This window comes from Flavobacterium aureirubrum (assembly GCF_038739835.1).
GTDB lineage: Bacteria > Bacteroidota > Bacteroidia > Flavobacteriales > Flavobacteriaceae > Flavobacterium > Flavobacterium aureirubrum.
This window is the reverse complement of record NZ_JBCGDO010000001.1, coordinates 127,546-141,392: the sequence shown is the minus strand read 5'-3', so window position 1 is coordinate 141,392 and position 13,847 is coordinate 127,546. Positions and strand designations below refer to the sequence as shown.

At 31.8% G+C, this 13,847-nt stretch carries 10 protein-coding genes; 9 read left to right on the top strand and 1 reads right to left on the bottom strand.

Features of this window, described 5'->3' with window-relative positions; genetic code table 11:
* Positions 1-21: 21 nt before the first annotated feature.
* Entirely contained in the window at positions 22-1,227 is a 1,206-nt protein-coding gene (gene lysA, locus WFZ85_RS00620) for a diaminopimelate decarboxylase (RefSeq protein WP_342694635.1), read from the bottom strand.
* A gap of 289 nt (positions 1,228-1,516) precedes the next feature.
* Between lysA and sucC the strand changes: the two genes are divergently transcribed.
* The 9 genes from sucC (at position 1,517) to WFZ85_RS00575 (ending at position 13,766) form a co-directional block, all read left to right on the top strand.
* Positions 1,517-2,710 (top strand): ADP-forming succinate--CoA ligase subunit beta, encoded by a 1,194-nt coding sequence (gene sucC / locus WFZ85_RS00615; protein WP_342694349.1) that lies wholly within the window; start codon positions 1,517-1,519, stop codon positions 2,708-2,710.
* Between the two features lie 245 nt (positions 2,711-2,955).
* On the top strand, positions 2,956-4,914 hold the full coding sequence (locus WFZ85_RS00610; protein ID WP_342694348.1) for a tetratricopeptide repeat-containing sensor histidine kinase: 1,959 nt from the start codon (positions 2,956-2,958) through the stop codon (positions 4,912-4,914).
* A gap of 75 nt (positions 4,915-4,989) precedes the next feature.
* Entirely contained in the window at positions 4,990-5,751 is a 762-nt protein-coding gene (locus tag WFZ85_RS00605; RefSeq protein ID WP_342694347.1) for a LytR/AlgR family response regulator transcription factor, read from the top strand.
* A gap of 102 nt (positions 5,752-5,853) precedes the next feature.
* Positions 5,854-7,953 carry a DUF7619 domain-containing protein gene (locus WFZ85_RS00600; protein ID WP_342694346.1) on the top strand — a complete coding sequence of 700 codons (2,100 nt, stop codon included), beginning with the start codon at positions 5,854-5,856 and terminating at the stop codon, positions 7,951-7,953.
* A 491-nt stretch (positions 7,954-8,444) separates the two neighbouring features.
* Complete coding sequence (locus WFZ85_RS00595; protein ID WP_342694345.1) at positions 8,445-9,728, top strand: citrate synthase; 1,284 nt, start codon at positions 8,445-8,447, stop codon at positions 9,726-9,728.
* Between the two features lie 120 nt (positions 9,729-9,848).
* Entirely contained in the window at positions 9,849-10,925 is a 1,077-nt protein-coding gene (locus WFZ85_RS00590; protein WP_342694344.1) for a DegT/DnrJ/EryC1/StrS family aminotransferase, read from the top strand.
* On the top strand, positions 10,919-11,575 hold the full coding sequence (locus WFZ85_RS00585; protein ID WP_342694343.1) for an acetyltransferase: 657 nt from the start codon (positions 10,919-10,921) through the stop codon (positions 11,573-11,575). The genes WFZ85_RS00590 and WFZ85_RS00585 overlap by 7 nt, the downstream gene beginning before the upstream one ends.
* Positions 11,572-12,492: a glycosyltransferase family 2 protein gene (locus WFZ85_RS00580; RefSeq protein WP_342694342.1), complete on the top strand. Its 921-nt coding sequence runs from the start codon at positions 11,572-11,574 to the stop codon at positions 12,490-12,492. Before WFZ85_RS00585 ends, WFZ85_RS00580 begins: the two co-directional genes overlap by 4 nt.
* Positions 12,489-13,766, top strand: a complete 1,278-nt coding sequence (locus WFZ85_RS00575; protein WP_342694341.1) for a hypothetical protein — start codon at positions 12,489-12,491, stop codon at positions 13,764-13,766. The genes WFZ85_RS00580 and WFZ85_RS00575 overlap by 4 nt, the downstream gene beginning before the upstream one ends.
* Positions 13,767-13,847 lie beyond the last annotated feature (81 nt).

Below are 13,847 nucleotides of genomic sequence, written 5' to 3'. Positions count from 1 at the left end.
TAAACGCATGGTTATTTTCTGTTAAAAGTCAAGCAAAATTTGATTTTTAAGAATGTCATCCATCGTTTCTCGCTCTCGAATTAAATATCCTTTTCCGTCTTTCCAAAGTACTTCTGCTGGTTTAAAGCGCGAATTATAATTGGATGCCATTGAAAAACAATATGCGCCAGCATTTCTGAAACACAGCACATCGCCTTCATGAATTTCTGCAATTTTACGGTTGTTAGCAAATGTGTCAGTTTCACAGATGTAACCTACGACAGTATAAAATCGTTCTTTCCCTTTAGGATTAGAAATATTTTCAATAACATGTTGCGAACCATAAAACATAGGACGAATTAAATGATTAAAACCACTATCAATGCCTGCGAAAACCGTTGAGGTTGTTTGTTTTATAACATTCACTTTTGCTAAAAAATAGCCCGCTTCGCTCACTAAAAATTTTCCAGGTTCAAAGGCTAATGTCAATTTGCGACCATATTCTTTTTCAAAAGCTAAAAAGCGTTTTGAAAGTTTTTTGCCCAGCTCTTCAATATTGGTTTCAATATCACCTTTTTTGTAAGGTACTTTAAATCCTGAGCCAAAGTCTAGAAAATCGAGTTGTTTAAAGTTCTTTGCAGCGTCAAATAATATTTCCGCAGCATATAAAAACACTTCAATATCAAGAATATCAGAGCCAGTATGCATGTGAATTCCATTGATATGCATTTTAGTATTTTCAACAATGCGAATAATATGAGGTATTTGATAAATAGAAATCCCAAATTTACTATCAATGTGGCCTACAGATATATTTTCATTTCCACCAGCCATTACATGAGGATTTATTCTTATACAGACAGGTGTTTTTGGATATTTTGTGCCAAAGTGTTCTAATACTGAAAGATTATCTATATTAATTTGCACGCCCAATTTTGCTACTTCTTCAATTTCCTCGAAAGAAACACCATTAGGTGTGAAGATTATTTTATCAGGAGTAAAACCTGCATGTAAACCAAGTTCTACTTCCTGCAATGAAACTGTGTCTAAACCCGAACCTAAGTTCTTAAGTAAATGGAGTATCGTTATATTAGACAAAGCTTTCATCGCATAATTAATGCGTAAAGCCGGAACTTTTGAAAATGCATCAGTCAAGCGATGATATTGTTGCTCAATTTTAGTAGCATCGTAGATATATAATGGATTGCCAAATTCTTCAGAAAGTTTTAATAAATCGGTAGACTGTATCATAGAATTTTTTTTACAAATATAAAGTATCGTAAAAGTCAAACCAACTCCGATGATATAATTAAGAAATTTTAATATATGTATACCTGTTTTTTTTGATATGCTAGTTTTCATTCTACATCATTGAATTTTATTGCAATATTTTGGGAGAATGATGAATATAATCAAATTCAATTAGAGTGAAAACAGAGATAAATATGTCAAATTGATATATTTTTGCTTTAGAATTTAATGCAAATGTGTTACTTTTGTTCACCCTAATAATAGGTCTATAAATAAATCCCTCACAATGAATATACACGAATATCAAGGAAAAGAAATTCTAGCAAAATATGGAGTTCGAGTGCAACGTGGAATAGTTGCAAATAATCCAGTAGAAGCAGTAGCTGCCGCAAAACAATTAACTATTGAAACTGGTACGCAATGGTATGTCATCAAAGCCCAAATTCATGCTGGTGGAAGAGGAAAAGGTGGTGGTGTAAAATTGGCTAAAAACTTAGAACAAGTTACTGAAATTTCGGAACAAATTATCGGAATGCAATTGATTACTCCACAAACTCCGCCAGAAGGCAAAACAGTTCATAAAGTTTTGATTGCAGAGGACGTGTATTATCCAGGTGAGAGTGAAACATCTGAATTTTATGTATCAGTTTTATTAAATAGAGCAACTGGAAGAAACATGTTTATGTATTCTACCGAAGGCGGAATGGACATTGAAGAGGTCGCAGAGCATACACCACATTTAATTTTTACAGAAGAAATCGATCCTCAAGTAGGATTACAAGGTTTTCAAGCCAGACGAATTGCTTTTAACTTAGGCCTTTCGGGAAATGCTTTTAAAGAAATGGTGAAATTTATTGAAGCTTTATATGCGGCTTATATTGGTGCTGATGCTTCAATGTTTGAAATTAATCCTGTTTTGAAAACATCAGATAACAAAATCATGGCAGTTGATGCTAAAGTAAATATTGATGATAATGCTTTATATCGTCAAGTTAAGTATGCAGAAATGCGCGATGTTAGAGAAGAAAATCCAATTGAAGTAGAAGCAAAAGAAGCAGGATTAAACTATGTTGACCTTGACGGAACAGTAGGTTGTATGGTTAATGGAGCTGGTTTAGCTATGGCAACAATGGATTTAATTAAATATGCAGGTTTTGAACCAGCTAACTTCCTTGATGTTGGTGGAACTGCTGATGCAAAACGTGTAGAATTGGCTTTTAGAATTATTTTAAAAGATACTAACGTTAAAGCAATTTTGATTAATATTTTTGGAGGAATCGTTCGTTGCGACCGTGTTGCTCAAGGAGTTGTAGATGCTTATAAAAACATGGGTGATGCCATTAAAGTGCCCATTATAGTTCGTCTTCAAGGAACAAATGCAGAAATTGCTAAAGAGTTAATTGATAATTCTGGAATGCCAATTTTATCTGCGGTTCAATTTCAAGAAGCGGCAGATCAAGTTAAGGTTGCCTTATCGTAAATCAAATTTATACTAATGTAGTTGAGATATTTACTAATGTAATCCTGAGCTTTTGCTCAGGATTTTTTTTATTTAAACAGATATACCAATTTTAAAACGACTAGAAGAACTATTTTGCTGCATAAAAAATGTCGTTTTAGTTGTATTTTTCAAATTCTAATTCAAAACACTCAAATACTCATTTACTATTATTTGGTTAAAAGGAAATAGTACTTTTGTTAGAAATAGTACTTAAACTATTTCTGATGAAAAAAAAATATATTTTTTTGATTTGTTTTTTTTGGTTTTCTGCAGTAATTATTGGTGCTCAAAACCAAAAGATTGATAGTTTACTTTTAGTTTTATCCAAAACTAGAAATGATATAGGCAAAGTAAAACTACTCAATGCTGTTGCAGATACTTATAAGTCTAGCAATCCAAAACTAATGCTTCATTATGCAACTGATGCTTTGAATTTATCCAAAAAAATCAATTTTACAACAGCCGAAGGAAATGCATTGCTCAATTTAGGAAATGCTAATATTATTTTAGGAGAATATGCTAAAGCGTTACGCTATTTTTCGGATGCTCAATATCTTTTTGAAACTAGAACTGAAAAAGATAAACTAGAAAACAAACAAGGACACGCCAAAGCATTAGGAAGTATTGGTGTTGTTTTTTCAGAGCAAAGCAATTATGGAAAAGCATTGCAATACTATCTAAAATCAATAAAAATATACGAACAAATTAAAGACGATGAAAAATGCGCTAAACTTTATAACAACATTGGTGTGGTTTATCAATCGCAATCATCTTATTTTAAGGCATTGGAGTATTTTATCAAAGCACAAAAAATTCAAGAAAAAAGAAAAGATACCAATTTAGGAATTACCTATACCAACATAGGAAACAGCTATTTATATCTAAACGATTTAGCAAAAGCAAATCAATATTACACTAAAGCAAAAAAAGAATTAGACGTACATCCAAACCCAAGATCATTGGGTGAATGGTACAATAATGTTGGATTGTATCATAAAGCCAATGGTGAAATAGAAAAAGCAAGAAATAGCTGGAAATCTGCCATAAATAGTTTTTCAACTATCAATGACAAATTTGGAAGTACAGATAGCTATACTTACCTGAGCCAATTGAATTTAGAACAAAACCAATTAAAAGAGGCAAAACACGATGCAGAAACTGCGTTAGAATTTGCCAGAGAATTAAAAGTTTGGGAACAAATTGTTATTTCAGAAAAACTTTTAAGCGATATTTATTACAAACAAAATAATTTGTCTCTCGCATTACAACATCATAAGTCATATAGCGTAGCTAAAGACAGTCTTACTAGTGAAAAAAGCATTCGAAAAAGTGTAGAAGAAGAACTGACGTTCGATTTTGAAAAACGCGAAGCGATACAGCAAAAAGAAATTGAAAAGAAAGAAGTTTTGCTTCAAGAACAATCTAAGCAGAGCAAAATGGAATTGTTTTTTGCTGCTATTTTCGGATTGTTACTCTTTGGCATTGGATTTTTAATCTACAGCCGAATTCAACTAAAAAAGAATTTAACGCTACAAAAAGAACTAGCAGAATACGAACAAAAAGCCTTACACCTGCAAATGAACCCTCATTTTGTTTTCAATTGCTTGGGCTCAATATCCAGTTTTATAATACAAAACGGTACTGACTCAGCAATCAAATACTTATCTAAGTTTTCTAAACTAATGCGATTAACATTAGAATATTCCAAAGAAAGTTTAATTCCAATTGACAAAGAAATTGAAAGTTTACAAAACTATTTGGAACTGGAACAATTGCGTTTCAATAATAAATTTTCGTTTTCTATTTATAAAAGTGATGCTATTGAAGACGATATGGCTTTGCCTCCTTTATTATTGCAGCCTTTTGTAGAAAATGCCATCATTCATGGCGTAATTCCAAAGAAAGAAATAGGAAATATCATGGTTAGTTTTACAATAAAAAATCAAAATTTGCTTTGCATAGTTGAAGATAACGGAATTGGTTTTGAACAATCAAAAGCAACAAAGCAAAATTCAGTAGTAGCTCATAAATCAATGGCATTGGATATTACTAAAAAACGTTTAGAAATGATAGAATCAACCACCAAACAAAAAACCAATTTTACTATCGAAGAAGTGAAATCTGGTAACGAAATAAAAGGAACAAAAGTAGTATTGAATTTACCGATTTTGTATATAAAATAATTTACAGTTTACAATCAAAGTTAGCAGTTTATAATGCTTGGCTGAGACTGAAAACGGAGTCTGAAAACTAAAAATATGATAACAGCAATTATAATAGACGACGACGATAATTTAAGACGTGGAATGAAAAGTTTGCTCTCTCGCTTTGCGCCTGATATTACAATCATAGGCGAAGCAGACAGCGCAAAAACAGGAAGTAAACTTCTTTTAGAAAGTCAGCCACAGGTTGTTTTTCTAGATATCCATTTAGGTGATGGAACTGGTTTTGATTTATTAGAGGAAGTGTATAAAAACGGTGTGAAAATAACTGCACAAATTATTTTCATCACCGCTCACGAACAATATGCTATTAAAGCATTTCGCTTTAGTGCCTTGGATTTTCTGCTAAAACCAGTTGATCCCGAGGAACTTCAAAAAGTAATTGCCAAACTAAAAATCGTTATCGATAAAAATGATAATGCAGCACACATCGATTTGTTACTAGAAAACATTCGTAAAAAAGTAGACAATTTTAAGCGAATTGCCTTGTCTAATTCTGATGGAATACACCTTTTTGAAGTAAGCGATATTATTCGGTGCGAAAGCGAAGACAATTACACCAAGTTTTACATCAAAAACAACAAACCAGTTTTAATTTCAAAGACGTTGAAAGAATATGAAGATTTATTGACAGAACATGGTTTTGAACGCATTCATCAAAGTCACTTGATAAATCTTGCTTATCTAAAATCATACATCAAAAAAGATGGCGGATATGTAGTCATGGCAGACAATAGTAATTTGCCTATTTCACAACGAAAGAAAGATCGATTGCAAGAGTTACTAAAGATGATGTAGCGAATTCTAAATAGAAATAGGAGTTTACTCATTTACAAATAATACTTTAAATTGTTTACAGTAATTTTATATTAAAAGATTGTCAAAATAAAAATACATTCCATGAAAAAGCTATTCTACATTTTACTACTAATCACAGGACTTGCAAACGCACAAGTTGTAAATATTCCTGATGCGAATTTTAAAGCTAAGTTAATTGAGCAAGGAGTTGATATAAATTCCGATGGTCAAATTCAAGAAAGTGAAGCACTTGCTGCTGATGGTTTAAATGTTTCTAATTCTAATATTTCAGATTTAACAGGAATTGAGGCTTTTACTAATATTCAAATTCTCGAATGCTCTGGAAATCAATTGACACAACTGGACGTTTCAGGTAAAACCCAATTAATTACTTTACGTTGTAATAATAACCAAATTTCAAATTTGAATATTACTAATTGTACTAATTTAGATAGTTTAGATTGTTCTAATAATTTAATTCCTTTTATCGATTTTACAGGAACCACAGATTTTGTCTTTTTTTACTGTAATAACAACTTGATTACAGATCTTATTTTTACAAATGTTGTATATTTCAATGACATGTTTGCGCAATCCAACCTAATCGTTAATTTAGATTTATCAAGAGCGATTATTACTTCTAGTTCTGCCGAATTTTCGGGAAATCCTATTCAAACCATCAACTTAAAGAATGGGTTTGCAAATAATATATCAAATTATTTTATTACCTCACCATTACTAGATTTGCAGCATATTTGTATTGATGATAATGAGTTTGCAGCAGTAAATAATTATTTAACGACTTACGGACTTACTGGAGTGGTGGTCAATTCCTATTGCTCTTTTAAACCGGGTGGAGATTTTAATACAATCACTGGCACACTACTATTTGATGTCAATACTAATGGTTGTGATGTCAACGACGGCGGTTCTTCCAATGTTAGAATAAACATCACAGACGGAATACAAAGTAGCGCAACCTTTAGCAACATAAATGGCATTTACAATTTTTATACCCAAGTAGGAAATCACGAACTTTCCCTTGCTACCGAAAACCCAACTTGGTTCAATGTTTCTCCAGCAACAGCTTCAGTTGCCTTTGTTAACAATAACAACAATACAACCACTCAAAACTTCTGTATAACTCCAGTTGGCATTCACGACGACGTTGAAGTAGTAATAGTACCAACCATTCCTGCTCGACCAAGTTTTGATGCAACGTATAAAATTGTGTATAAAAACAAAGGAAATACTGTTGCCGCTATGAATTCGGGAATTTCGTTGACTTTCAATGACGATTTAATGGATTATTTATCATCCACACAAACTGTAGTTGCCCAAAACACTGGGTTTTTAGCTTTTAATGTTGCATCGTTACTACCTTTTGAAAGCCGAAGTTTTGAAATTGTATTTACTATCAACGCACCAACAGACCAAATTCCGGTTAATATAAATGACGTTTTACCATTTTCAGCCATTATAAATGTTTCAAATAACGATGAAAACATTACCGATAACAGCTTCACGCTAAACCAAATCGTTGTTGGTTCCTATGATCCAAATGATATTACCTGTCTCGAAGGCGATATCGTTTCACCATCAGAAATAGGCAACTATCTTCACTACAATATTCGTTTTGAAAACACAGGAACAGCTGCTGCCGAAAATATTGTGGTAAAAACCGAAATCAATCCTGATGAATTCAACATTAATACACTTCAGCTACTAAATGCTTCTCACGCTGTCGATGCTAGAATAAGAGGAAATACAATCGAATTTATTTTTCAAGGCATTTTTCTTGAAACTGGCGGACATGGAAATGTGTTGTTAAAAGTAAAAACCAAACCAAGTTTACAAACAGGCGATTTAGTTAAAAATAAAGCCAATATCTATTTTGATTACAACTTCCCAATACTAACCAATGATGCTGAAACTGTTTTTCAAGCTTTAAACAATCCAGATTTTGAAACAGATAATAGCGTAAAAATCTGCCCAAATCCAAGCAACGCAGTAGTCAATGTTAAATCCAATTTCAATATCAAATCAATACAATTATATGATACACAAGGCAGAATACTACAAACCAACATCATAGAAGAAAACACCACTTCGCTTGATATTACATCAAAAGCAAAAGGAATTTATTTCCTAAAAGTAATCACAGATAGAGGAATAAAAGTAGAGAAGTTACTGAAAGAATAAATAGTAAATTATGTAAATAACTCACAACCTTTAAATCGTGAGTATTTTATTCTATAAAAAAAGGCAAAACACCATTTAGTTAGGGTAAAACCATATACTCTTAGGTTAAAGCTAAATATAATTAGGGGAAAAATAAATTTATATAGGGTAATTAAATATAAAGTTAGGGTAAAACAATATTTAGTTAGGGTAAAACTAAATATAATTAGGATAAAACTAAATTTAGTTAAAGTTATTTAATATACAATTAGGGTAAATCTCTATTAAGTTAGGGTGAAACCTTATTCAGTTGGGGTAAAACTCCATTTAGTATGGGTAAAACGCTATACAGTTGAGGTAATAGCAAATAAAACAAAGCTGCTATAACTGAAATACCCACTTTTTATAAAAAAATTAACTAAAACGTTATAGAAATTCTTTTTTATTTCGTCTTCAATTTCCTAATTTTGTGGGATTAATGATTTTATTAAGATTTATTCCCTTTTTATACTATGTCAAAAACCGCTGTATTAGAACTTGATGGCAAAAAATATGAATTTCCAATAATCGTTGGAAGTGAAAATGAAACCGCTATCGACATTGAAAAATTACGTGCTTTAACTGGCGCAATAACGTTAGATCCAGGCTACAAAAACTCAGGGTCATGTAAAAGTGACATCACTTTTTTAGATGGTGAAGAAGGAATACTGCGTTACAGAGGTTATGCTATCGAAGATTTAGCGGAACAAGCCGCATTTTTAGAAGTGGCCTACTTAGTAATTTTTGGAGAACTACCAACTAAATTGCAATTAGAGCAATTTGAAACAGACATTCGTAAGTATACTTTGGTAAACGAAGAGATGAAAAATATCATTGATGGTTTTCCAAAAACAGCGCATCCAATGGGCGTTTTATCTTCATTAACATCGGCATTAACTGCTTTTAATCCAAAAGTGGTTAACGTAGAAAATGAAAAAGAAATGTATGAAGCGGTTTGTAAAACCATGGGGAAATTCTTAGTAATTGCCACTTGGACCTACAGAAAAATGATGGGTTATCCTTTGAATTATTACGATAACACGCAAGGATATGTAGAAAACTTCATGCAATTAATGTTTAAGTTACCAACTGGTCCATACAGTGCTAACAAAGTAGTAGTCGATGCATTAGACAAATTATTCATTCTTCATGCTGACCACGAACAAAATTGTTCTACATCAACAGTAAGAATAGTTGGTTCATCTCATGCTGGATTGTTTGCCTCTATTTCTGCGGGTGTTTCTGCACTTTGGGGTCCATTGCATGGTGGTGCAAACCAAGCCGTTTTAGAAATGCTCGAAGACATTCAAAAAGACGGTGGCGACGCTGCAAAATATATGGCTAAAGCCAAAGACAAAGATGATCCATTCCGATTAATGGGTTTTGGTCACAGAGTATATAAAAACTTTGACCCTAGAGCTAGAATAATCAAAAAAGCTGCCGATGAAGTTTTAAGAACTCTTGGTGTTGACGATCCAATTCTAAACATAGCAAAACAATTAGAAGAAGCGGCATTAGTAGACGATTATTTTGTTTCTAGAAAACTATACCCAAATGTAGATTTCTATTCAGGAATTATTTATCGTGCTTTAGGAATTCCAACTGATATGTTTACTGTAATGTTTGCCATTGGTCGTTTACCAGGTTGGATAGCACAATGGAAAGAAATGCGAATCAATAAAGAACCAATAGGAAGACCTAGACAAGTTTATACTGGTGAACCTCTAAGAAACTTTGTCCCGATGGATAAGAGGTAAATAAAATAAATAATATTTCAGAAGCTTCTCCTTGTTGAGAAGCTTTTTCTTTTATAATCAACAATTATGATTAAAAAGTAATAATTCGTTTATTTGTAAACCTAAATAAGAAATCATACAATGATTAATGTTACCAAAACTTTCTTTCCTCCAATTCAAGATTTTAATACTCAAATAGAAAGAGTTTGGACTAATCAATGGTTAACAAATAGAGGAGAATTAGTTCTAGAACTCGAAACTAAACTAAAAGAATATCTACAAGTTAGGTCGATTTTAATATTGAACAATGGAACGATACCGCTACAAATTGCATTAAAACTTTTAGGGCAACACGGCGAAATAATAACTACACCTTTCAGTTACGTGGCTACAACTTCTTCCATAATTTGGGAAAATTGTACTCCAGTTTTTGTAGATATTAACCCTGAGTATCTCACTATTGATGAAACAAAAATTGAAGACGCAATTACTGATAAAACAACGGCCATATTGGCTACTCATGTTTTTGGAAATCCATGCCATGTCGAACGTTTAGAAAAAATTGCAGGCCAATACAATTTAAAAGTTATTTACGACGCAGCACATTGTTTTGGGGTTGATTATGCTGGAAAATCAATTTTTGACTATGGAAATGTTAGTACTTGTAGTTTTCATGCCACAAAGTTATTTCACACAGGCGAAGGTGGTGCCATTTTTTGTAATGATAGCTCGCTAATGCATAAAATATATTACAGTCATAATTTTGGGCATGATGGTCCATTGGCATTTCATGGATTAGGCATCAACGGAAAAATCTCTGAATTACAAGCTGCCATGGGATTAGCTGTTTTTCCCCATATTGACAACATTATTTCTGAGAGAAAAAAAGTAACCGAATTTTATCATTCTAATTTGAATTTTGATATTCTTAGAACCATAAAAATTAGAGAAAAAACCAAATGGAATTTTAGTTACTATCCAGTTATTTTCGAGAGCGAAACTCAATTGCTCAAGGTACAAAAGGCCTTGAACGAAATGCAAATTTTTCCTCGAAGGTATTTTTATCCTTCATTAAATAATTTGCAATTTGTAGAAAAGTCAGCAATGCCAGTTTCAGAAGAGATTTCTAAAAGCGTTTTGTGTTTACCTCTTTATGTAGGTTTAAGTCAATCAGAGCTAGATAAAATTTGTAAAATTATTAATTCGAATTTATGCTAATTGTTGGCGCAAAAGGTTTTGCCAAAGAAGTTTTGGAAGTTTTTCATCAGCACGGAAATGTTGAAAATATTGCTTTTTATGATGACGTAAATGAAGACATTGGAGATTTACTTTATAATAAATTTCCAATTTTAAAAAATGAAGAGCAAGTTAAAGACTATTTTAAAGCTAACGGAAATCAGTTTACTATTGGTATTGGTAATCCTAGATTGAGGTATAAATTGTATAAAAAGTTTAGCAATATTGGTGGTGATTATGTTTCAACAATTAGTCCTTTGGCTCAAATAGGAAATTATGAAGTCAAAATAGGAAAGGGAAGTAACATATTAATGAATGCAGTTTTTTCAAATAGTGTAACAATTGGTAAAGGTTGCATGATTTATTATAATGTCATCTTAACTCACGATTGTGTACTTAGCGATTTTGTAGAAGTGTCGCCATGTGCTATATTTTTAGGAAGATGTAAAGTTGGCTCTTTTACCCATATTGGTACCAATGTTACCATTTTACCAGATGTTACTATTGGAAAAAATGTGATTATTGGCGCAGGTTCTGTCGTAACAAAAGATATTCCCGACAATGTTGTTGCGTTTGGTTCACCAGCAAAGGTTGTTAGAAAATTAGAACCTTTAATTGAAGAAGACCTATGAAATTATCATTTGTAATTCCTGTTTTTAGGAATGAAGGTTCGATTGTCCCAACGTATCAAAAATTAGTCAATCTCTCAAAATCAGTTCCATTTGATTATGAATTAATATTCGTAAACGATGGTTCCGATGATAATTCAATAAACGAATTAATTGATCTTCACCATCAAGATTTAAACGTAAAAGTCCTTTCTTTTTCTAGGAATTTCGGACAAGTACCAGCTATGATTGCTGGATGGAAAGAAGTAACTGGAGAGGCAGTGATAACTATGTCAGCCGATTTGCAAGAACCGATCGAACTTATCGCTGATATGATTTCTAAATGGAAAGCTGGAAATGAAATTGTGATTTGCCATAGGAATGATAGAGACGATAGTTTTATTGCTAATAAAGCCTCGTGGGTTTTCTACAAATTGATGAAGTATGTAAATTCAAAAATGCCTAAAGGTGGATTTGATTTTCTTTTAATAGATAAAAAAGCGCTTTTTGTTTTAAACCAAATTGATGAAAGAAACCGGTTTTTTCAAGGAGATATCTTGTGGCTTGGTTTTAATACAGCTTTTATTCCTTACAATAGATTGAAAAGAACAATCGGAAAGTCACAATGGACATTGTCAAAAAAGTTAAAGTATTTTCTTGATGGTTTATTAAACACATCTTATTTACCCATACGAGTGATGTCATTATTGGGAATTATGTTTTCATTATTTGGTTTTGTTTATGCCATAATTATCGCCTATAATCGATTTATGAATAACACACCATTTGACGGTTGGGCACCAATAATGATTTTAATTTTGATTATTGGTGGATTAATAATGTTGATGCTCGGGATTATTGGAGAATATGTTTGGAGAACTTATGATGAAACAAGAAAACGCCCAATTTATATCATAAAAGACAGATTTGAAAAAGAATGAAGAAAGTAATCGATTTTGTTGTAAAATATCCTGTAACTATAACCGCACTGGTTTGCTTGGCTTTTTATTTTTTACCCTTTAAACCAAAACCTTTTGGAGATGGAGAATACCATCAGGGAACATTGGACTTAATAGCTTATATCATTAACGGTTTTGAAGGGAACATCAGAGTTGATAAAGGAATTTTGACCTTATTTTATTATTTATTTCCTTATTCATTAGGTTATGTATTTCATAATGAAACCGTTTTTTATCATTTGGGCATTGTCTTTAATATTATAATACTATGCTTATCAATAAGATACATCTTCAAAGCTTTTGATATTTTACATTTTTCTTCTAAATCAAAATTTTGGACGATAGTAATTTTAAATTTATTTCCAATTCATGTTTATTATGCAATGGGAATTTTAGCAGAAACGGCAGCTTTTTTCTCAATTTCACTTTTCGTTTTTGCTATTACAAGAATAAATTCGGGTTACTTGAATTATAGAAATATCATTTTACTCAGCTTTTCGTTGTTGTTGCTAACTGGTGTTCGTCCTAATTTATTGCCATTTACAGCTGTTTTTCTGATTTATTTTTTACTTCAAAAGATAGAATGGAGATTTAAAGCTACCATTTTATCGTTTGTTGCAGTTAGTTCATTAGCGTTACTAGCTTTTGAGAAAAGTGTTAGTACTAATGATGGTTCATTTAAAAATATTGCTTTTGGTAATCAAATTCTTTGGTCAAGATTTGAACTTAGAGATGAACCCTTTAATTGGTTGCCACAGCATGGTCCAGATGAATATGCGTCAAAAGATTATTGGAACAATATAAAAAAAAGGCGCGAATTAGACTCTATTTGTAAAGCCAATCATCTGGATAGAACTGCTTATTTTATAAAATGGGTAAAAAATGATATAGCTCAAAATCCGTTATTGACATTACGACAATACTCATTGAAATTTTTTCAATCACAAAGTTTTATTATTTCGCCTTTGATAAAATCAGATAAAAATCTTGTTGTGAAATATGGTGTTCATGTTTATATTAATGTTATCAATTATATTTTAGTTTTCTGTGGAATATTCGCAATGTACCAATTATATAAGAGGAAAAATTTTAAATTATTTACTCCTTTTTTATTTTTATGGGGTTGGAGTTTACTTTATGTTTTTGTTTTTCATTCTGAACAACGCTATATGTTTCCCACAAGACCAGTTTTGATTTTTTTATTCGCTTTTGCCATTACTACTTTTGGTGAGAAGAGGAATTTACTCCCTAAATAAAGAGCATAAAATCTAAACTTTTTTACGGAAATCATTCTAGATTGCAGTGATGATCTTCTTCACATAGATTTCTATCAGCGG